Source organism: Mesorhizobium sp. M1428 (genome assembly GCF_040317515.1).
Lineage (GTDB): Bacteria > Pseudomonadota > Alphaproteobacteria > Rhizobiales > Rhizobiaceae > Mesorhizobium.
On the sequence record NZ_JAMYKT010000020.1, the window covers coordinates 1 to 19,861 of the forward strand.

Below are 19,861 nucleotides of genomic sequence, written 5' to 3' on the forward strand. Positions count from 1 at the left end.
GTCATTCAACCCTCCTTCGGCTTTTCCGGCCGAAATAGAATCGAGCTTCGCCGCAAAGCGCAACCCAGATGTGTGAATGCGATAGCTTCCCCTTGTGGGAGAGGGGAAGAGCAGCTCACTCCGCCGGCCGATCCGCCGGATAGGGCGTGCCGATCAGGATCGCCATGCCGGCGCCGAGGAACAGCACGATCGCCGCCATGCCGAGCCGCGCCGAGCCGCTGGCCAGGGTGATCGTGGCCACCATGAAGGGTGCGGCAAAACTCGTTGCCCGGCCGGCCAGCGCATAGATGCCGAAATAGCGCCCCGATTCGGCTGCTGTGACGCTGCGCGCCATATAGGAGCGCGACGATGCCTGGACCGGCCCGAAGGCAAGCCCGATCAGCAGGCCGTAGAAAATATAGGCCTTTTCCGCCGCCGTGCCGAACAATCCGCCGCCATCCAGTCCGGGCATCACCCAGGCGCCGAAGAGCGTATAGCCAGGTCCGGTCGAGACGATGCCGATCGTGGCAACGCTCAGCATGACAAGCGAAATCATCACTATGGTCTTGGAACCCAGTGCTGTGTCGAGGCGTGCGGCAACCAGGCAGCCGATGATGGCAACGACGTTGAGGATGATGCCGAACAGGCCGATCTCGGTAATCGACCAATGGAACATCGCCGCCGCAAACGTTCCGCCTAGCGCCAGCAGCGCGTTGACGCCGTCCTGATAGATCATGCGGGCGACGAGAAAGCGAAAAATGCCGCTGCGCTTGCGCACTTCGGCCAGCGTCGACTTCAGTTCCGACAGGCCCTCGCGTACCGCCGGCCCGATTGGAATGCCTTTGATCGCATCAGGCGTGAAGAAGAACATCGGCAGAATGAACAGGAAATACCAGGCCGCCGACAACGGTCCGGTGGCGCGTGCGTCCTCGCCTAGCCTGGGGTCGAGGCCGAAGATCGGGTCGAGCCCAACGACGGTCTTGCCGGTTTCAGGCGAGCCGGCCATGACGGTAACGACGAAGATCAGTGCGATCATGCCGCCGAGATAGCCGAGCCCCCAGGCCATGTTCGAGATCCTGCCGATGTCGCTCTTCGGCACCAGGCGCGGCATCATCGAATCATTGAACACGGTCGAGAATTCCGCCGCGACCGACGCCAGCGAGAACAAGGCCACGACCAGAAAAAGATTAGAGCCGGGCGCGGCGAACCACAGCAGGGTGAGGCAGGTGATCTTGACCGCGGCGAAGAAGGCTATCCACGGTTTGCGTGGTCCGGTCTGATCGGCGATCGACCCGAGCACCGGCGACAAAACGGCAATGACAACGCCGGCGGCGGCAATGCCGTAGCCCCAGGCCGCTTGCCCGGTCTCCGGATTGCTGGCCATGCGCGAGACGAAATAAGGACCGAAGATGAAGGTGGTGACGACCGTAAAAAACGGCTGTGCCGCCCAGTCGAACAGCATCCATCCCCAGATGCCGCGTCCCGATGCTCGCTGCACTGCCATCTCAGCCATGTCCCCTCCGCTGGAGCTTGCTCAATGCCGATCGAATCGGAATGGCGCTCCGTCTTCTTGTTGAGCACGATCTTGTCCAAAAGCCGATCGTCACTTTTTGGGATCATGCTCCGGCGCTCCCCAAAGCAGCGCGCCATTTGCTCTATAGCGCAGTCCTTCCGGGCAATCCCGTGTGGTGTGAAGACGTCTCACAGCCCTGTCAGGTCGCTCATCAGGCCGGACGCCACCGACAGCCGCGACACGGTGATGTCACCGCCCTCGGTCAGCGCCTGCAGCCGCTCGCGGATGCGTCCGACCCGTTCGCCGCCGGCCTCCAGCCATGCTGTCACCGGATCCGCCGTCTCGGCATGACTGGTGAGTGCCGCCACGGCGATGCCGCGCCTGGCCGCGCCGATCGTGTCGGTGGCGCGGGAAAGCGCCAGCTGATCGTAATAATCCGAGGGCATGATCGAGCGCGCCGCATCTTCGACGCGTGGGATGCGGAAGACATCGCTGACTGCAAAAAACGCCTTGGCGGCAGCGACGATGCCGGCATTTGCCGTCCGCGCCGTCAGCGCAATGTCGGGGATGAGTTCCGCCACATCGGTCAACGCCAGTTGCTCGGCAAGGCTCTCGGGCGCGCCGCCCTTCGACAGGCTGTGCCGCCGCTCCTCGATCCGCTCGCGCGAGAAGGCCGGCAGCAGCGAAATGAGCTTCGGCTCCAGCGCCTTGCGCGCATCCTGCAACTCGGCGATCCGCTGCCCGAGCGGTGCGGTGCCGGCATCGTTCTTCAGGTACCAGCCGCTGGTCACATAGATCAGCCGGCTGACCGCCTGATAGAGGTCGAGCTGGATCTGTCCGTCGATCTGATTGTCGAGCGCGTCGATCTGCCGGTAGAGCGCCGGCAGCGCAAAGCCATCCCGCACCACGGCGAAGGTGCGCACGACATCGGCGGCACTGCGCCCGGTCGCTTCCTGCAGCCTGTTGACGAAGGACGGACCGCCGCGATTGACCAGATCATTGGCGACGACACGGGCGATGATCTCGCGGCGCAGCTGATGGCCGTGGATTTCTCCCGCATATTTCTTCGCCATGCGGTCGGGAAAGTAACCCATCAGGTCGCGGTCGAAATGCGGATCGTCCGGCACGTCGCTGGCGACGATATCGGAAAACAGCACGATCTTGGCATAGGCAAGCAGCACGCCGAGCTCGGCCCGGGTCAGCGGCTCGCCGCGCGCGTCGCGGGCGGCAAGCGCCGCCGGCGACGGCAGCGTCTCGACGGCACGGTCGAGCAGCCCGCGCGCCTCGAGCGCCGCCATGAAGCGGCTCTGATGGGCGATGTCGGCGAGGCCGCGTTTACGGGCAAGGGACAGCGCCAATGTCTGCTGGTAATTGTTGGACAGCACCAGGGCGCTGACCTCATCGGTCATCTCGGCCAGCAATTTGTTGCGCGCCGGCCGGGTCAAAGATCCCTTGCGCATGGCGGAAGCCAGCGCGATCTTGATGTTGACCTCGACGTCGGAGCAATTCACGCCGCCCGAATTGTCGATCGCATCTGAATTGCAGCGGCCGCCATTCAATCCGAATTCGATGCGCGCCCGCTGCGTGACGCCGAGATTGGCCCCCTCACCGATGACCTTGGCACTCAGGTCGAGCGCGGTGATGCGGATCGCGTCATTGGCACGGTCGCCGACGTCCTGGTTGGTCTCGCCCGATGCCCTGACATAGGTGCCGATGCCGCCAAACCACAAAAGGTCTGCCGGCGCCTTGAGAATGGCACTCATGATCTCGACCGGCGTGGCCGTTGTCTTGCCGAGGCCGATCGCTGCAGCCGCGGCCGCCGGCAAGGTGATCGACTTCTGGCTGCGCGAGACGATTATGCCACCTTCGGACAGCTTCGTCTTGTCGTAATCCTGCCAGCTTGAACGGGCGAGAGCGAACATACGCCGGCGCTCGGCCATCGAAGCCGCCATGTCGGGATCGGGATCGATGAAGATGTCGCGATGATCGAAGGCGGCTATCAGCCGGGTCTGCTCCGACAGCAGCATGCCGTTGCCGAACACGTCGCCCGACATGTCGCCGACGCCGACGACAGTGAACGGCGTGGTTTGGATGTCGCGGTTCATCTCGCGGAAATGCCGCTTGACTGCTTCCCAGGCGCCCTTCGCGGTGATGCCCATCTTCTTGTGGTCGTATCCGGCCGAACCGCCGCTGGCGAAAGCGTCGTCGAGCCAGAAGCCGTGCCTTTCGCTGATGGCGTTGGCGGTGTCCGAGAAGGTCGCCGTACCCTTGTCGGCGGCGACGACGAAATACGGATCATCCTGGTCGCGCCTAACCACGCCGGCCGGCGGTATGACGCCGTCCAGCCCGATATTGTCGGTGATCGACAACAGGCTGGAGACGTAGTTCTTGTAGGCGGCCGTGCCGGCCTCGAAAATGGCGTCGCGCCCGGCGCTCATCGGCAGTTTTTTCGGATAGAAGCCACCCTTGGCGCCAACCGGCACGATCACCGCATTCTTGACCTGCTGTGCCTTGACCAGGCCGAGCACCTCGGTGCGATAGTCCTGGGCACGGTCCGACCAGCGCAGGCCGCCACGCGCAACCGGGCCGAAGCGCAGATGCACGCCCTCGACCTCGGAGCCGTAGACGAAGATCTCCCGCCATGGCCGCGGCGCCGGTAGCCCGTCGACCGATTGCGAATCGAGCTTGATCGCCAGTGATTGGCCTTTCTCTTTCGTATCGGCAACGAAATGATTGGTGCGCAGCGAGGCTTCGATCAGGTTCAGATAACGGCGGATGATGGTGTCGTCGTCGATGTTGGGAACGTCTTCCAGCGCATCCGTGATCTTGGCCTTCAGATGTTTGGCTTGAACGACGCCTTCCGTTTCAGCCGTCGGGCCGAGGCGGGCGACGAACAGCGCATGCAGGCCGCGGGCGATCTCGGGATAACGGTTGAGCGCGGCGGCGATGAAATCCTGGCTCTGCGGGATACCGGCCTGCTGCAGATAGCGGCCATAGGCGCGCAGGACGGTGATCTCGCCCGACCACAGGCCGGCAGTCTGGGCAAGGCCGTTATAGCCGTCATTGTCGACATCGCCGCGCCAGACGGAAAGGAACGCATCCTCGAACAGCGCGCCGCCATTGCCGAGGTCGATCGGCGTGCCGTAGCTGTTCTCGAGTTCCATGTCGTGGATGAAGACCATGCCGGATTGATTGTCGCCGACCTCGAAAGTGCGCTCGCTGATGACGCGGAAACCGATGTTTTCCAGCACGGGCACGCGCCGCGACAGCGCCACCGGGCTGCCATGGTGATAGATCTTCAGCGCCGCCTGATGCGGCTTCTGGGCGGCGTGACGGTAATAGTCGATGGCGATCGGATTTGACGCATCGAGCTTGGCGATGCGCCCGGCGTCGGCCAGCGCCACGCCCGGCGGAAAACTGTCGCGATAACTTTCCGAAAAACGCGAGGCGATGGCCGTGAGTCTCGCATCGGCGCCGGTCTCGGTCGCGGTCTCGCGCAATGCATCGTCCCAGGTCCGTACGATGTCGCGGATCGCCGCCTCGATCGTCGCCTGCTCGACCTTCGGCGTCTTGCCGCCGGAGCGGCCGATGATGAAATGGACGCGCGCGAGCCCGCCTTCCGGGAAGGCCGGATAATAGGCCGACAGCCGGCCTTCGAAGACGGTCTTCAGATAGGTGCCGATCTTCTCGCGCACGACGCTGTCGTAGCGGTCGCGCGGCACGAAGACGAGCACGGAGACGAAGCGGTCGAACTGGTCGACACGCACCAATGCCCTGACGCGCGGCCGCTCGATCAAGCCTAGGATGGCTTCGGCATGCTTGCGCAGGATCGGCACCGGAACCTGGAACAGCTCGTCGCGCGGATAGCTCTCCAGCACGTTGATCAATGCCTTGCCGGAGTGGTCGCCTGGATTGAAGCCGGATTTGGCAATGACGGTTTCCGCCTTCGAGCGAAGATAGGGGATTTTCATCACCGAGCGCGTATAGGCAGTCGAGGTGAACAGGCCGACGATGCGGAGCTCGCCTGAAAGCACGCCTTTGCCGGTGTAGGTCTTGACGCCGATGTAGTCGAGGTAGATGCGGCGGTGCACCGATGACTTGGCGTTGGCCTTGGTGACGATCAGCGGTTCCGGCCCATGCAGGAAGGCGCGGATCTCCGGCGTCGTGCTCACCGCTTCGGTGCCGCGCCTGAGCACCAGCACGTCGGGATCGGAAAGGATGCCGAGGCCGGGCTTTTCGGCGCGCTCGAGCATGCCGCTCTTCTCGCCGCCAGTGTAATTGAACTCGCGCATGCCGAGGAAGGTGAAATTGTCGTCGCGCAGCCATTCGAGGAAGGCGATCGCCTCGGTGACATGGGCCTTGTCCAGCGGCACCGGCGAGTAGCGGAATTCCGAGATCGCCTGGTCGAGGCGGGCAAGCATCGGCTTCCAGTCGATGACGGCGGCGCGCACTTGGCCGAGCAGCTTGGTCAGGCGTGCGGCCAGGCCTTCGGCCTGCTCGGCTGAAAGGCGGCCGATATGGACATGGATGACGCTCAGCCGGTCATGGCTGTGGTCGCCCTTGGCATAACCGCCATCGCCGAGGATTTCCTCGACGCCGTTCTTGCCGTGCCTGACGACTATGACCGGGTGGGTAACCAGCAGCGGCTCGCCGGCGCCCTCGGTGATCTCGCCGAGGACGGAATCGAACAGGAACGGCATGTTGTCGTTGACGACGGTGATCACCGTCATCGGCCGACCCTGGCGGACGACACCGGAATCGACGTCTATGGCAACGACGCAGTCATCCTTCTTGTGCCTGGCGACGGCGCGGCCGGCGAGTTCGGCAGCGCGTTCGAGATCGATGACGTCGTAGGCGGCGACATCTTCGGCCGGAGCTCGGGCCAGCAGGTAGTCGGCAAGCCTGCCGGGCTTTTCGCTACCCTTGGCCGCACGCATCTTTTTCAACTGGCTTGCGGATTTCAGGCCGGCCATGAGCTAATTCCCTCCCGTCATGTTTTTACAACTATCGTAGCAGATGACGGATATTTGGCGACAAAGGTTTGACCGCTTGCGACGAAATGTCGGAATTCACAGGCAGGCTGGCGAAAAACGAGGAGAAATCCGCCATGATGATGGACAAAATTACCGCGCTTGACCTCGCACCGGCGGAGCTGAGCGAAGCGACCAAGGCCTATTTCGCCAAATGCCAGGAGAAACTCGGCCTCGTCCCCAATGTGCTACTCGCCTACGCGTTCGACGAGAAGAAGTTGCGGGCTTTCACCGACATGTACAATGATTTGATGCTGGGTGAATCCGGCCTGTCGAAGCTGGAGCGAGAGATGATCGCGGTGGCCGTCTCGTCGGTCAACCATTGCTATTATTGCCTGGTTGCACATGGCGCGGCGGTGCGCCAGCTTTCCGGCGACCCGGCCTTCGGCGAGATGATGGTGATGAATTTTCGCGCCGCCAAGCTGTCGGACAGACAGCGCGCCATGCTCGAATTCGCGGTGAAGCTGACCGGACAGCCGGCAAAGATCGTCGAAGCGGACCGAGCGGCGCTGCGGCAAGTTGGCTTTTCCGACCGCGACATCTGGGACGTCGCCTCGACCGCGGCGTTCTTCAACATGTCGAACCGGCTGGCATCGGCGATCGATATGCGGCCGAACGATGAATACCACGCGATGGCGCGATAGGGCGCCGCTGGTGGGATCCAACCGCACATTATATTAGCTACTTCGCATTCTCGTTGCTTGTTTGCCGGTTTGGTCCGATGATCGGCATGCGGCATGACCGCGTGCCGGTTCGATGCCGCCGATCAAAGGAGGAGAACATGGCGAAATTTCTCTACGTCTATCACGGCTCGGGCAAGATGCCGACCGAGGAGGCCGAACGGAAGGCAGCGATGGATGCCTGGAACGGCTGGTACGGCAAGCTTGGCTCAGCCGTGGTCGACGGTGGCAATCCAGTCGGCATGTCGAAGACCCTGCTGCCCGGCGGCAAGGTCGAGAACAATGGCGGCAGCAATCCGACCGCCGGTTACACCATCATCGAAGCAAAAGACATCGACGATGCCGTAGGCAAAGCCAAGGATTGTCCTATCTTGAAGGACCCGGGTTTCAGCGTCGAGATCGCACCGATAATCGAAATGGGTTGACGCCGGCTCAAGACCGCGCGGCGATCGCCGCCGCAGCGCCGGCCATGGTGCCGGCGCTGATGCGGTTGGCGATCTTCATCGCCCGCTTGCTCCTCAAGAGCTTGCGCGCCTGCGATGCGGCGAGCACCCATGTCAAATCGATGGCGACCAGGACCACGGCCATGGTCGCCGTCAGCTCGACCCAGCCGACCATGCTGACCGAACCGAGGTCGATGATGGTCGGCAGCAGCGCCAGATAGAACATCATGATCTTGGGGTTGCCGAGCGTCACCGCCATGCCGGCAAAGAACAGCTTAGCGGGCGGATCTTCGCGCGGCAGCGTGCCTTCCTTGGCCTCGACCGGTGCCGTCCACATCTTCCAGGCAAGCCAGGCGAGATAGACGACGCCAACCCATTTCACGACGACAAAGGCGAAGTGGAACGTCTGCGCCACCACGGCGAGGCCGAACACCGCCAGTGACAGCCAGATCGCTTCGCCGATCCACATGGCAACCAGGAACGGAAACACGTCGCGAAACCCCTTTGCGATGACCCGCGCCACAAGAGCGGCGATCGATGGGCCGGGCGAGCCGGCGGCAACAAGCAGGGCGCCGGCAAAAATCAGCAGCGATGTGAAATGCATGACGCGGATCTCGTTTGAAATTTTTGGGTCGTTCAACATAACCCAACTGTTCCGGCGACGGTAGCGTCCACCGAAACAAGCCTTGTCGGCCAGGCGCCTCGCGGCTAGAAATATCGTCCCGACATCATTTCGAGCTTCATTTTGCCTACGTAACCGCCGGTCTCGTCAACTCCCCCAGCACAGAGCAGGGCGTCGCAGTCGCGGTGCCTGTTTTCACATCATGTGTTCCTCAGGGTGGCGGTTCGAGACCGGTTTGGCACTGCTGAACCGCTGTCGCGCATAACCACCCGCGACACCTGATTTCAACTGCCGCAGTCTCTCGCCACGCCGTGCCCGCATGGGCATCTCGACATCGCCGATCTGACGAACTTCCCGACGGGAAGGGCTTTTCGGCATGCCTTCGATACTGCGTATCCGCTGGGCGATCGCGCCCAAAACCGCACCTCGACCTCACCTCAACTGCAATCGCTGCGGCGGCCTGAAAGCCTATCGCTGCAGCGGCAAATTCCGCGTCAACGCCAATGGCAAACGCATTGACGCCTGGTTGATCTACCGCTGCATCGACTGCGACAATTCCTGGAATTTCGGCATTCTGGAGCGCTGCAGCCGCCGCGACATCGAACCGGCAATATTGCAGGCGCTCGAAAGCAACGATCCGGTCCTGGCGCGGCGCCATGCTTTCGATGTTGCCGCACTGCGAAGCAGGATCGGGCGCGTTGAGGAGTTTCCTGAAGCCATCGTTCATAAGCAGTTGCTCGGGGATAGGCCGGAAAACATCAGCGCTCTCGAACTTCAGCTCTGGCTCGAAATGTCGACAGCCTTGCGGCTCGACCGGTTGCTGGCCAGCGAACTCGGTGTCTCGCGATCGCGGCTTCAGGCTTGGGAAGAGAAGCGATTGCTGGTGGTTGGTCCGGACGGGGCCAAAGCCTTGCGCAGGCCAGCCCGGGCGGAAACGGCGATCCGCATCCACCTGTCTGGCGAACCAGACCGGGACAGCATTATCGCGGCTGCCGGCGGATAAGATAAAGGGAGGAAGCACGCACGTGCTCCCTCCCTCATAATTGCTGAGAAAAGTGGCTTATGCCGCACCGACCACTTTCGCCGACTTCTCAAAACGCTTGCGCTCGTTCGGGTCGAGATAGAGCTTGCGCAGGCGGATGGTCTTCGGCGTCACTTCGACCAGCTCGTCGTCCTGGATCCAGGCCAGCGCGCGTTCCAGCGTCATGCGGATCGGCGGCGTCAGCTTCACCGCCTCGTCCTTGCCGGCGGCGCGGATGTTGGTCAGCTTCTTGCCCTTCAGCACGTTGACTTCGAGGTCGTTGTCCCTGGAATGGATGCCGATGATCATGCCCTGATAGACCTTGACGCCGGGGTCGATGACCATCGGGCCGCGGTCTTCCAGGTTCCACATGGCGTAAGCCACCGATTCACCCTGTTCGTTGGAGATCAGCACGCCGTTGGTGCGGCCCGGCAATTCGCCCTTGTAGGGTTCATAGGCATGGAACAGCCGGTTCATGACAGCGGTACCGCGCGTGTCGGTCAGCAGCTCCGACTGGTAGCCGATCAGGCCGCGCGTCGGCGCGTGGAAGACGATGCGCTGGCGATTGCCGCCCGACGGGCGCAGTTCGACCATCTCGGCCTTGCGCTCCGACATCTTCTGCACGACGACGCCGGCATGCTCCTCGTCGACGTCGATGACGACTTCCTCGACCGGCTCCAGCAATTCGCCGTTCTCGCCCTTCTGCATGACGACGCGCGGCCGCGACACGGCGATCTCAAAACCTTCGCGGCGCATCGTCTCGATCAGCACGGCCAGCTGCAATTCGCCGCGGCCGGAGACGAAAAACGAATCCTTGTCCGACGATTCCTCGATCTTCAGCGCGACATTGCCTTCGGCCTCGCGCAGCAGGCGGTCGCGGATGACGCGGCTGGTCACCTTGTCGCCCTCGGTGCCGGCCAGCGGTGAATCGTTGACCAGGAACGACATCGTCACTGTCGGCGGATCGATCGGCTGCGCGTGCAGCGGCTCGGTCACCGACAGGTCGCAGAACGTGTCGGCGACAGTGCCTTTCGACAAGCCGGCGATGGCGACGATGTCGCCCGCCTGCGCTTCGTCGATCGGCTGGCGCTCCAGCCCGCGGAAAGCGAGGATCTTCGAGATGCGGCCGGTTTCGACCTGGGTGCCGTCATGGTGCAGCACCTTGACCGCCTGGTTGGATTTCAGCGTGCCGGATTCGATACGGCCGGTGATGATGCGGCCGAGGAACGGATTGGCTTCCAGAATGGTGCCGATCATGCGGAACGGGCCGGGATGCACGGTCGGCGCCGGTACGTGCTTGATGACGAGGTCGAACAGCGGCGCCAGAGCCTGGTCCTTCGGACCTTCGGGGTTTTCCGAGACCCAGCCGTCGCGGCCTGAACCGTAAAGGATCGGGAAGTCGAGCTGCTCGTCGGTCGCGTCAAGCGCCGCAAACAGGTCGAACACCTCGTTGACCACTTCGACGTGGCGGGCATCCGGCCGGTCGATCTTGTTGATGACGACGATAGGCTTCAGTCCGACCTTGAGCGCCTTGCCAACGACGAATTTGGTCTGCGGCATCGGCCCCTCGGCGGCGTCGACCAGCACGATGGCCGAATCCACCATCGACAGGATGCGCTCGACCTCGCCGCCGAAGTCGGCGTGGCCGGGCGTGTCGACGATGTTGATGCGGGTATCCTTCCAGTCGACAGAGGTCGCCTTGGCCAGGATGGTGATGCCGCGTTCCTTTTCGAGATCGTTCGAATCCATGGCGCGCTCGGCGACGCGCTGGTTGTCGCGGAACGAGCCGGACTGTTTCAGAAGCTGGTCGACGAGGGTGGTTTTTCCATGGTCGACGTGCGCGATGATCGCGATATTGCGGATTTTCATGTTTTGGTCTCGGGAGCGTTGCAGGCAGCAGGCCAAAAGGCGCTGCCTCTTTCGGTTGGGCGGCTCATACAGGGTTTTTCGCAATTGCGAAAGAGGAGGCGAGCCACCAAATAAAGTCACCAAATCTTAAATGTCTTGGTGTGAAGTGGAATTATTAACCAAGGCGGAACCTTTCATGGTCCGGGCAGTTCGAATTTCATGATCGACGCAGGCATCAGACTCCGGCCGATTTTGGCATGTACCGCACTCGCCGTCCTCCTCGCGGCAGGCGCGGCGCAGTCGGCGGCGTCGTTCAAGGAGACGCGGACTGCTTTGCCGTCCGACAAGCGGTCGGCGGAGCAGCTTTTTGCCGATGCTCCCGATGGCGTCGATTCGGTGGTGACCGGGCCGGTCAGCGCCGCCTTCAAGCAGCGGCAGCAAAATGCCGGATGCGACAGCGCCGTCTGGCCCAACATTCCCGTCGTCTGCTATCCCGATTGATACACGTCCTACCCTCGGGCTAGCCCGAGGGTAGTGGCGCAGTCGCTCACGCCGACCGCACTGGATCGAGCGTGACCTTGTAGAGTTCGCTGTCGTCGCGATCCATCAGCCGCACCGTCAACTGCTCGGTGGCGCCATCGATGTCGACGAGCCCGAAGAACTGCAGGCCGGCCGACGGCGGCAGGTTTTGACCCTGTTCGGCCGTCGGTGCCTTTATGAACTTCAACTCCGGGCCGAACGTCATGTCGAAACCATTAGGCCCGAACGTGCCGGAATGGATCGGACCCGAAACGAATTCCCAAAACGGGTTGAAGTCCTGGAACTGCGCCTTGTCCGGATTGTAGTAATGCGCGGCTGTGTAATGCACGTCTGCGGTGAGCCAGACGGTGTTACTGATGCCCGCATTCTTTATATAGCGAAGAAGGTCGGCAATTTCCAGCTCGCGCCCCTTGGCCGGGCCATTGTCGCCATTGCTGACTGCCTCGGCCCCGACCTTCTTGGTACCGTCATTCCAGACCACGAGGCCGAGCGGCATATCGGCGGCGATGATTTTCCACGTCGCGTTGGAATTTGCCAGCTCGCGCTTCAACCATTTGATCTGCTGTTCGCCGAGGATGCGCGATTCAGGCGTCATCGTCTCCTGCATGTCCGAACCGTTGGGGCCGCGGTAGGAACGCATGTCGAGGAAGAACACGTCGAGCAGCGGACCATAGGCGATCTTGCGGTAGACGCGGCCGGGCTCCGACGGTTCGTAGCGGATGGTCGTCATCTCGTGGAAGGCGCGCGCCGCACGTGCCGCAAGCACATGGATTGACTTTTCGGTGTAGCGGTCGTCGGCCGACAGGTCCTTCGAGTCCGACCAGTTGTTCAGCACCTCATGGTCGTCCCACTGATAGAAAGTCGGGCAGATGGCGCTGAGCGCAAGAACGTTCTTGTCCATCATGTTGTATTTCCACTGCGCCCGGTATTCGTCCAGCGTCTCGGCAACCTTGCGCTTCTCGTCGATCAGCACTGTGTTTTTCCACTTGCCGCCATTGGGCAGGTCGACCTCGTCCTTCATCGCGCCATCGGCATAGATCGTATCGCCCGAATGCAGGAAGAAGTCGGGCGTGTGCTTGGCAATGGTGGCGTAGGTCTTCATGCCGGTGTCGTCGATGCCCCAGCCTTGGCCGGCGGTGTCGCCGGACCAGGCGAAACGAATGTCGCGCTTCGAGGCAGGTGCCGTGCGGAAGCGGCCGACGATCGGCTCGGAAACGGCGTTGATGTCGGAAAGATCGGCCGCGACCATGCGGTAGAAGATGTCCTGGTCGGAGGCGAGATCGGTGAGCAGCCGCTTCACCGTATAATCGCTGGCCGGCGAGGTATCGAGCGGCGCCAGGCGGACGGCATTGGCGAAGCTTTCCGTCGACGACACTTCGAACATGACGCGCGATGGCCGGTCGGTGCGCGTCCAGACCATGCCGCTGGTAGCGTCGATGTCGCCGGACTGGATGCCATGGGTAAAAGCCGGGCGCTGATTGGCGCGCGAGTAATAGGGAAGGGCGAGGCCCGACGCGCCGACCAGGCCAACGGCGCTGGCCGACGTGACGAAAGCGCGCCGCGTCATCGAAATCTTGTTCATGGCTGTCTCCTGGATGGCGTTGAACGTCGCCGCCAAGCTCCAGCTTCAATGTTTCAGGCACATTTCGAAACGATGAAGGTTTGATAACAGTGAACAGGCTGGCGAATCTCCCTCTTGAGGGGGAGATCTCGCCGAAGGCGACAGAGGGGGGTCATCTCGCGTGAAGCGCCGACCTTCTGCATCTGCTATACGGGGCCGGGCCCGGTCGGACCGACCCCCTCTGGCCGCTTCGCGGCCATCTCCTCCCTCAAGGGGGAGATTAGCGCTCAGCCGTCGCAGCTCAAGCCGCCTGCGGTTCCAGATCAAACGCTGGGCGGCTGGTGTTGATCAGCAGCGAGATGCAGGCGGCGGCTATCGCCGTCATGCCGGCGATCAGGAAGGCAAGCTCGTAGTTGCCTTGCAGCTCGCGCATGGTGCCGCCGAAAAAGGCCGCCGTCGCCGCACCGACCTGATGGCCGGCGACGATCCAGCCGAAGACGATCGGCCCGCTGCGGTCGCCGAACGCCTCGTTGGAAAGCCGCAGCGTCGGCGGCACGGTGGCGATCCAGTCCAGTCCGTAAAACACGGCGAAGATGATCAGGCTGGTCGCCGAGAAGCCGGAATAGGGCAGATAGATCAGCGACAGGCCGCGAATGCCGTAATAGACGCCGAGCAGCTTGCGCGGGTCGAAACGGTCGGTGAGCCAGCCCGACAGCGTCGTGCCGATAAGATCGAAGATGCCCATCATCGACAGCAGGCCTGCGGCCTGCACTTCGCCGATGCCCATGTCGCCGCAAAAGGCGATCAGATGCGTGCCGACCAACCCGTTGGTGGTGAAGCCGCAAACAAAGAAGGTGGCGAACAGGTACCAGAACACGCGCGTACCGGCAGCTCGGCGCAACGTGCTCAGTGTATGCGCGAGGAAATTGCCTTGCGCGGCCGGCGGCGCCGGCGGCACGTCGTCGAGCTCGGCACCATAGCGGACCATGCCGATCGAGCCCGGGCGCTCCGGCACCAGCATGTAAACCAGCGGCACCAAGGCGGCGGTGGCCACGGCAATGGCAATGGCGACCGGCTTCCAGCCGCCCGACTGGGCGAGCGAGGCGAGCAGCGGCAGGAAGACCAGCAGCCCGGTGGCGCTGGAGGCCGACATCAGTCCCATCACCAGGCCGCGATTGGTCTTGAACCAGCGGTTGACGATGGTCGCGCCGAGCACGGTGGCGACAGCGCCCGAACTGATGCCGGAAAACACGCCCCAGGTGAGGAGCAGATGCCATGGCTTGGTCATCAGCAGGCTGAGCGCGGTCGATCCGGACATCAAAAGCAGCGCGGCAAGCAATGTGCGGCGCAGCCCGATCCGCTCCATCAGCGCTGCGGCAAAGGGCCCGGTCAGGCCATAGAGGAAGATGCCGGTGGCCGCCGCCAGCGAGACGACGTCGCGCCGCCAGCCGAAACTGTTCTCCAGCGGCAGCATCATGACTGCCGGCGCCGAACGCAGGCCCGCCGCGATGAGCAGGCAGAGGAAGATGACGGCGACCACGACGAAAGCGTAGCGCTGGCCAAACGGGCGGGATTGAGCTATCATGTTACTGACCGGTACGTTGCAGGAGCGCGAAACATACGTACCGACCGGTAACATTGTCAACCAGGCAATCGGCAGACCAGGCATGAAAAGCATTGAACCAACGATCAAGGCGAATGACGCACCGCCGCCTCGCGCCGCCGAACGGATCCTCCAGGTGGCGCGCGACCTGTTCTATAGGCAAGGGATCAGGGCGATCGGCGTCGATGAGATCGTGCGGCGTGCCGGCGTCACCAAGCCCAGCCTCTACCGCAGCTTCCCGTCCAAGGATGAGCTGGCCGCATCCTATCTCCGGCACTATGACCTCGAATTCTGGGAGCGTTTCGACGAGGCGGTGGATGCCCATCCCGGCGATCCGCGCGCGCAGATCGTCGCCTTCCTGACGCGTGTCGGCAAGCGCACGCAAAGGCCCGACTATCGCGGCTGCGGCATGACCAATGCCGCGGTCGAATATCCCGAACATGGCCATCCGGCCCGCGTCGTGAGCGAGGCCAACAAGCAGGAATTGCGCCGGCGCCTGCGTGCCATGGCGGCGGCGATGGGCGCCGGCGATGCCGAGACGCTGGGTGACGGGCTGCTGCTGCTGATCGAGGGCGCCTATATCAGCGGCCAGTTGTTCGGTGTCGGCGGACCAGCGCAGTCGGTGGCCCGCAACGCCGACCTTCTGATCGAGGCAAGCCTGAAGAAATAGCGTTCCATTTACCGGATCACTGTGAGCAGCCTGACTTCGTCTAGGCTGCCGCTAAATTTGACGGTACGCTGCGGCAGCCCGAACGGAGTTGTCCGCCATGCGCGCTCTTTTGATCCCATTTGCCTTCGCTGGCTTCTGCAATGCCGCCCGGGCTGGCGACATATCCAGCGTCTATACCGATCTCGTCTGGGAGAAGGACTGCGTGACCTATGCCCAGGCGGAGGAAGGCGACGGCGACTGGGCCGACCTCGCCTGTTCCGGCTATGGCGGCTACCCGGTGATGGTTTCCTACGACGATGCGCGGGAATCGCTGTTCTACGGCTTTCCACCTGGCGATATGACCACGGTCTGGGAAAGCTTTTCCGGTCTCAATTCGGCTGGACCCAAAGTTGAGTGGCGTATCGAAACCAACGGCAAAACTGTCGTCCCTTTCGCGGTCATCCATCGTCGCTCGATCAGCGATAGCGAGGGCGAGAACAAGTCGACGGAAGTGCTGATCGTCGCCAAGGTTGCCCAGCCTGACGCCCACGAAGGCTGCACGATCGCCCTTGTGCTCGCCACCGGCAATCCCGCCGCCAACGATCAGGCGCGCAAGCTTGCCGACGAGAAGGCACGCACCTTCGCCTGCGGCAAGGACAAGCGTGTGGTGATCGGCAACACACCCGATTTCGGCCGCGTCGATAACTGATTATTTGCGCCCGTTAATTACTTGCGCTTGGCCCGCTCGATTGCCTCGACGATCATCTTCTTGGCATAGGCGGCGTCGTACCAGCCCTCGATCTTGACCCATTTGCCGGGTTCGAGATCCTTGTAGTGCTCGAAGAAGTGCTGCACTTGCTGGCGGGTAATGTCGGGCAATTGCGTGTATTCGTGAACGTCCTCATAGCGCAAGGTCAGCTTGGGCGAAGGCACCGCGATGACTTTCTCGTCCTGGCCGGCATTGTCCTCCATCACCAGGACGCCGATCGGCCGCACATTGATGACGCAGCCCGGCACCAGCGCGCGCGTGTTGCAGACCAGCACGTCGATCGGATCGCCGTCGCCCGACAGCGTATGCGGTACGAAACCGTAATTGCCGGGATAGCGCATCGACGTGTGCAGGAAGCGATCGACGAACAGCGTGCCGGCTTCCTTGTCCATCTCGTACTTGATCGGCTCGCCGCCGATCGGCACCTCGATAATGACGTTGATGTCCTCGGGTGGGTTCTTTCCGCTGGCAATCGCTTCGATACGCATTCGCTTCTATCCCTCTCTCGATTTGAGATCGATAGCGGGCGGCGGCGAATGGTGCAATGCGGCGAATGGTACAGGGGAGATCGTCCGAACCGAAACCGGCCGGATCATGCGCTGGCCGTCATTCCCAGACGAAAGCGACCTTCTTCAGCGCTTTCTGCTCGAAGATCTCGACGCCCTCGGCAACATCGCGGCCACCGGCGCCGGCATAGAAGGCAAGTGCGTTCTGATTGTCTTCCAGCGCCCACACCACCATGCCCTTCAGGCCATGGTCGGCGAGCCGTGCCCGTGCGGCCGAGAACAGCCGGCTGCCGAGCCCGATGCCTTGATATTCCGGCCGCAGGTAAAGTTCGTAGATCTCGCCCTGCTGCCTGAGTTCGCGGGCGCGGTTCTTGCCGATCGTCGCGTAGCCGGCAATTTTGCCGCCGATTTCGACGACCAGGACGGTGGCGGCGCGGCGAATGGCATTCGCCCACCAGTCGGCGCCACGGCGGTTGATCATCGATGTCAGCGTGCGGTGCGGGATGATGCCCGAATAGGCGCCGCGCCAGGCCTCGAGATGCACGTCGGCGATGGCGGCTGCATCGCGCGGTTCGGCTTTCCTGATGTCGATGCTCAGCGTATTCATGATTGGTTAACCATAAACCCGCTGCGCCCGATTGCAAGAGTCCGGTCAGCCGCCGCGATGCTTTCACACAGCCGGACGGTGCGTCCTTGAGACGCTGCGAAACCGCTTTTGGCGAGATCAAATCTCGACCAGATGGTCGTCCAGTTCGTTGCTGTCGCCGGTCGAGACCGGAAAATGCTCGGCCAGTACCGCGCCGACCGCTTCGATCGCCTTGACGAAGCCCTCGGCAAGCCGATCGTCGCCGGCATGCGCCGTAAGGTCGCGGACGACACTGTCCCAGACTTGCTGGCCGACACGAGAATCGATGCCGCTGTCGGCGACCACCTCGGCGTAGCGCTCGGCGATCGAGACGAACACCAGCACGCCGGTGCGCGCCGGGGTGCGGTGGACGTTGCGGGCGAGGAACTGCTTCATCGCATTGGCGTGGGCGGCCTGGTAGCGCAGCCGCCTCGGCACCAAATGGATGCGCAATGCGGGCAATGCCCACAACAGGATGAGCACACTGGCAAGCGCCAGAAACTCGGCGATGACGAAATGCGGCAAGCGGATCGACAGCCACCAGGCTTCCAGCCCGTAACCAACGCCGAGACTGACGACGAGCATGCCGAGCATCGCCATGAAAGCGGCCGGGAAGAAATAGCCGTCGCTGGCGTGCGCCACGACGCAGTAGATCTCGCCGTCGGTCTTTGATTCGGCAGCGCGGATCGCATCGGCGATGCGCTCATGATCCTCGGGGCTGATCGGTCGTGTTGCCATGATTGATGTCTCACCAGCTTCCTGAAGAACCGCCGCCGCCGGACGAACCGCCGCCGCCTGAAAACCCGCCGCCGGAACTTCCGGACGACCAACCGCTGCCGGAACTTCCAGACGACCAGCCACTGCCGGACGAGGTCCCCGACGTCCAGCCACCGCCACCGGAGGGTGACGAACCTGGCCCACGGCCGTAGCGGAACGTCATGCCCAGCCATTTGTACACGCCCGGCGAGAGTTTCGTGCCGAAGATCGGCGGCAGGAACGCCATCGCCAAGCCGCCGAAGAACATCGTCGCCCAGAGGACGACGAACAGCATCAAGATGGGATCGACAGGATTGTCATTCGCCGGATTGCGCTTGCCGCGCGCCTCCAGTTCTTCGGGATTGCCTTCCAGCACCATGATCATGTCATCGACGGCCTTGCTGATGCCGCCGGAGAAATCGCCGGCACGGAAGGCCGGCACCATGTCGTTTTCGATAATCAGCTTGGTGTGCAGGTCCGTCAGCGTGCCTTCCAGCCCATAGCCGACCTCGATGCGCATCTTGCGGTCGTTCGGCGCCACCAGAAGCAGGACGCCGTTGTTCTCCTTGGCCTGGCCGAGTTTCCAGGCGCGGAACAGCCGGTTGGCGTAAGGCTCGATTTCCTCGCCGTCGAGGCTGGGGATGGTCGCGACGACGATCTGGTCGGAACCCTTGGTCTCGAACTCGGCAAGCTTCTGCGTCAGCGCCGCCTCGGTCGCGGCATCGATGATGCCGGCATTGTCGACAACCCGTCCGGTCAGCGCCGGCAGCTCGGCCGCGAAAGCCGCGAAGCCGACCAGCAGCACAGCCATGGCCATAAGCGCGGTGCCGATCATTTTGATGAAACGGCCGGATTCCACCGGGCTGATGGCGTGTCTTGTCATCTCGTCACCAACTTCCCGAAGAGCCGCCGCCGCCGGACGAACCGCCGCCGCCGGAAAACCCGCCACCGCTTGAACCCGACGACCATCCCCCGCCGGAACCTCCCGACCAGCCGCTGGACGACCGCCGGTTTGGCTCGAAGGTCATGCCCAGCCAGCGATAGCGGCCGGGACCGATCTTCTGGCCGAAGATCGGCGGCAGGATGGAGGCTGCGAGGCCGCCGAAAAAGATGATTGCCCAGATGGCTATGAAGATCGTGAAGAACAGATCGTCGCTGTTGAACGGCGGCTGCTGGTTGCGCTCGCCGCGCGCCTCCAGTTCTTCGGGATTGCCTTCCAGCACCATGATCATGTCGTCGACGGCCTTGCTGATGCCGCCTGAGAAATCGCCGGCACGGAAGGCCGGCACCATGTCGTTTTCGATGATCAGCTTGGTGTGCAGGTCGGTCAGCGTGCCTTCCAGCCCATAGCCGACCTCGATGCGCATCTTGCGGTCGTTCGGCGCCACCAGAAGCAGGACGCCGTTGTTCTCCTTCGCCTGGCCGAGTTTCCAGGCGCGGAACAGCCGGTTGGCGTAAGGCTCGATCTCTTCACCGTCGAGGCTGGGAATGGTCGCGACGACGATCTGGTCGGAACCCTTGGTCTCGAAATCGGCAAGCTTCTGCGTCAGCGCCGCCTCGGTCGCGGCATCGATGATGCCGGCACCATCGACAACCCGTCCGGTCAGCGCCGGCAGCTCGGCGGCAAGGGCGGTGAGCGGGAGGAGGAGAAAGGTTAGAACGAAGCCAAAAAAAATCAGGCCGGCGTTTCTTCCCATCCCCCTCTGTGGGGAGATG

The 19,861-nt window shown here is 62.8% G+C and carries 17 protein-coding genes; 6 read left to right on the top strand and 11 right to left on the bottom strand.

Translation table 11 applies throughout. From position 1 onward, the window contains the following. Nucleotides 1-115 precede the first annotated feature (115 nt). Complete coding sequence (locus tag NKG60_RS23805) at nucleotides 116-1,492, bottom strand: MFS transporter (protein ID WP_352670394.1); 1,377 nt, start codon at nucleotides 1,490-1,492, stop codon at nucleotides 116-118. Nucleotides 1,493-1,680: 188 nt separating this feature from the next. Beyond that, the gene (locus NKG60_RS23810) at nucleotides 1,681-6,465 is read right to left on the bottom strand and encodes an NAD-glutamate dehydrogenase (RefSeq protein WP_352975744.1); all 4,785 of its coding nucleotides are present in this window, start codon (nucleotides 6,463-6,465) and stop codon (nucleotides 1,681-1,683) included. A 137-nt stretch (nucleotides 6,466-6,602) separates the two neighbouring features. Here NKG60_RS23810 and NKG60_RS23815 point away from each other — a divergent pair, with 137 nt between their 5' ends. Together NKG60_RS23815 and NKG60_RS23820 are read left to right on the top strand one after the other, a co-directional pair. Further along, nucleotides 6,603-7,166, top strand: coding sequence for a peroxidase-related enzyme (locus NKG60_RS23815; RefSeq protein ID WP_352868014.1), 564 nt, complete (start codon nucleotides 6,603-6,605; stop codon nucleotides 7,164-7,166). A 137-nt stretch (nucleotides 7,167-7,303) separates the two neighbouring features. Next, nucleotides 7,304-7,627, top strand: coding sequence for a YciI family protein (locus NKG60_RS23820; protein ID WP_352868002.1), 324 nt, complete (start codon nucleotides 7,304-7,306; stop codon nucleotides 7,625-7,627). Nucleotides 7,628-7,634: 7 nt separating this feature from the next. On the opposite strand, the gene NKG60_RS23825 is transcribed toward NKG60_RS23820, so the two are convergent. After that, nucleotides 7,635-8,249: a LysE family translocator gene (locus NKG60_RS23825; RefSeq protein ID WP_352867999.1), complete on the bottom strand. Its 615-nt coding sequence runs from the start codon at nucleotides 8,247-8,249 to the stop codon at nucleotides 7,635-7,637. 394 nt (nucleotides 8,250-8,643) lie between these two features. Here NKG60_RS23825 and NKG60_RS23830 point away from each other — a divergent pair, with 394 nt between their 5' ends. After that, nucleotides 8,644-9,270, top strand: a complete 627-nt coding sequence (locus NKG60_RS23830; RefSeq protein ID WP_352867996.1) for a DUF1062 domain-containing protein — start codon at nucleotides 8,644-8,646, stop codon at nucleotides 9,268-9,270. Between the two features lie 57 nt (nucleotides 9,271-9,327). Here NKG60_RS23830 and typA read toward each other — a convergent pair whose 3' ends face one another. After that, nucleotides 9,328-11,157, bottom strand: a complete 1,830-nt coding sequence (gene typA, locus NKG60_RS23835) for a translational GTPase TypA (protein WP_352867993.1) — start codon at nucleotides 11,155-11,157, stop codon at nucleotides 9,328-9,330. Nucleotides 11,158-11,355: 198 nt separating this feature from the next. Here typA and NKG60_RS23840 point away from each other — a divergent pair, with 198 nt between their 5' ends. Further along, entirely contained in the window at nucleotides 11,356-11,637 is a 282-nt protein-coding gene (locus NKG60_RS23840; protein ID WP_352718336.1) for a hypothetical protein, read from the top strand. 46 nt (nucleotides 11,638-11,683) lie between these two features. Here NKG60_RS23840 and NKG60_RS23845 read toward each other — a convergent pair whose 3' ends face one another. Further along, a complete protein-coding gene (locus NKG60_RS23845; protein ID WP_352867990.1) occupies nucleotides 11,684-13,258 on the bottom strand; it encodes an alkaline phosphatase D family protein in 1,575 nt (524 codons plus the stop codon). Nucleotides 13,259-13,538: 280 nt separating this feature from the next. After that, the gene (locus NKG60_RS23850) at nucleotides 13,539-14,822 is read right to left on the bottom strand and encodes an MFS transporter (protein WP_352867988.1); all 1,284 of its coding nucleotides are present in this window, start codon (nucleotides 14,820-14,822) and stop codon (nucleotides 13,539-13,541) included. A gap of 82 nt (nucleotides 14,823-14,904) precedes the next feature. On the opposite strand from NKG60_RS23850, the gene NKG60_RS23855 reads away from it, so the two are divergent. Both NKG60_RS23855 and NKG60_RS23860 read left to right on the top strand, forming a co-directional pair. After that, nucleotides 14,905-15,510 carry a TetR/AcrR family transcriptional regulator gene (locus NKG60_RS23855; protein ID WP_352867985.1) on the top strand — a complete coding sequence of 202 codons (606 nt, stop codon included), beginning with the start codon at nucleotides 14,905-14,907 and terminating at the stop codon, nucleotides 15,508-15,510. 97 nt (nucleotides 15,511-15,607) lie between these two features. After that, nucleotides 15,608-16,198: a hypothetical protein gene (locus NKG60_RS23860; protein WP_292664338.1), complete on the top strand. Its 591-nt coding sequence runs from the start codon at nucleotides 15,608-15,610 to the stop codon at nucleotides 16,196-16,198. 17 nt (nucleotides 16,199-16,215) lie between these two features. Here NKG60_RS23860 and ppa read toward each other — a convergent pair whose 3' ends face one another. The 5 genes from ppa to NKG60_RS23885 all read right to left on the bottom strand — a co-directional run bounded on the left by ppa (nucleotide 16,216) and on the right by NKG60_RS23885 (nucleotide 19,842). Then, entirely contained in the window at nucleotides 16,216-16,746 is a 531-nt protein-coding gene (gene ppa, locus NKG60_RS23865; protein ID WP_352867982.1) for an inorganic diphosphatase, read from the bottom strand. Between the two features lie 118 nt (nucleotides 16,747-16,864). Then, nucleotides 16,865-17,371: a GNAT family N-acetyltransferase gene (locus tag NKG60_RS23870; RefSeq protein WP_023678138.1), complete on the bottom strand. Its 507-nt coding sequence runs from the start codon at nucleotides 17,369-17,371 to the stop codon at nucleotides 16,865-16,867. 117 nt (nucleotides 17,372-17,488) lie between these two features. Beyond that, complete coding sequence (locus NKG60_RS23875; protein ID WP_352975748.1) at nucleotides 17,489-18,127, bottom strand: TPM domain-containing protein; 639 nt, start codon at nucleotides 18,125-18,127, stop codon at nucleotides 17,489-17,491. Nucleotides 18,128-18,137: 10 nt separating this feature from the next. Beyond that, nucleotides 18,138-18,980, bottom strand: coding sequence for a TPM domain-containing protein (locus NKG60_RS23880; RefSeq protein WP_352868012.1), 843 nt, complete (start codon nucleotides 18,978-18,980; stop codon nucleotides 18,138-18,140). A gap of 52 nt (nucleotides 18,981-19,032) precedes the next feature. Beyond that, complete coding sequence (locus tag NKG60_RS23885; protein ID WP_352670428.1) at nucleotides 19,033-19,842, bottom strand: TPM domain-containing protein; 810 nt, start codon at nucleotides 19,840-19,842, stop codon at nucleotides 19,033-19,035. Between the last annotated feature and the right edge of the window lie 19 nt (nucleotides 19,843-19,861).

What these genes read in the sequence shown, in the direction of transcription:
- NKG60_RS23875 (WP_352975748.1), bottom strand. Translation starts at nt 18,127, where the DNA reads ATGGCAACACGACCGATCAGCCCCGAGGATCATGAGCGCATCGCCGAT.
- NKG60_RS23870 (WP_023678138.1), bottom strand. Translation starts at nt 17,371, where the DNA reads ATGAATACGCTGAGCATCGACATCAGGAAAGCCGAACCGCGCGATGCA.
- NKG60_RS23810 (WP_352975744.1), bottom strand. Translation starts at nt 6,465, where the DNA reads ATGGCCGGCCTGAAATCCGCAAGCCAGTTGAAAAAGATGCGTGCGGCC.
- NKG60_RS23805 (WP_352670394.1), bottom strand. Translation starts at nt 1,492, where the DNA reads ATGGCTGAGATGGCAGTGCAGCGAGCATCGGGACGCGGCATCTGGGGA.
- ppa (WP_352867982.1), bottom strand. Translation starts at nt 16,746, where the DNA reads ATGCGTATCGAAGCGATTGCCAGCGGAAAGAACCCACCCGAGGACATC.
- NKG60_RS23880 (WP_352868012.1), bottom strand. Translation starts at nt 18,980, where the DNA reads ATGATCGGCACCGCGCTTATGGCCATGGCTGTGCTGCTGGTCGGCTTC.
- NKG60_RS23840 (WP_352718336.1), top strand. Translation starts at nt 11,356, where the DNA reads ATGATCGACGCAGGCATCAGACTCCGGCCGATTTTGGCATGTACCGCA.
- NKG60_RS23855 (WP_352867985.1), top strand. Translation starts at nt 14,905, where the DNA reads ATGAAAAGCATTGAACCAACGATCAAGGCGAATGACGCACCGCCGCCT.
- NKG60_RS23825 (WP_352867999.1), bottom strand. Translation starts at nt 8,249, where the DNA reads ATGCATTTCACATCGCTGCTGATTTTTGCCGGCGCCCTGCTTGTTGCC.
- NKG60_RS23820 (WP_352868002.1), top strand. Translation starts at nt 7,304, where the DNA reads ATGGCGAAATTTCTCTACGTCTATCACGGCTCGGGCAAGATGCCGACC.
- NKG60_RS23885 (WP_352670428.1), bottom strand. Translation starts at nt 19,842, where the DNA reads ATGGGAAGAAACGCCGGCCTGATTTTTTTTGGCTTCGTTCTAACCTTT.
- NKG60_RS23850 (WP_352867988.1), bottom strand. Translation starts at nt 14,822, where the DNA reads ATGATAGCTCAATCCCGCCCGTTTGGCCAGCGCTACGCTTTCGTCGTG.
- NKG60_RS23830 (WP_352867996.1), top strand. Translation starts at nt 8,644, where the DNA reads ATGCCTTCGATACTGCGTATCCGCTGGGCGATCGCGCCCAAAACCGCA.
- NKG60_RS23860 (WP_292664338.1), top strand. Translation starts at nt 15,608, where the DNA reads ATGCGCGCTCTTTTGATCCCATTTGCCTTCGCTGGCTTCTGCAATGCC.
- typA (WP_352867993.1), bottom strand. Translation starts at nt 11,157, where the DNA reads ATGAAAATCCGCAATATCGCGATCATCGCGCACGTCGACCATGGAAAA.
- NKG60_RS23815 (WP_352868014.1), top strand. Translation starts at nt 6,603, where the DNA reads ATGATGGACAAAATTACCGCGCTTGACCTCGCACCGGCGGAGCTGAGC.
- NKG60_RS23845 (WP_352867990.1), bottom strand. Translation starts at nt 13,258, where the DNA reads ATGAACAAGATTTCGATGACGCGGCGCGCTTTCGTCACGTCGGCCAGC.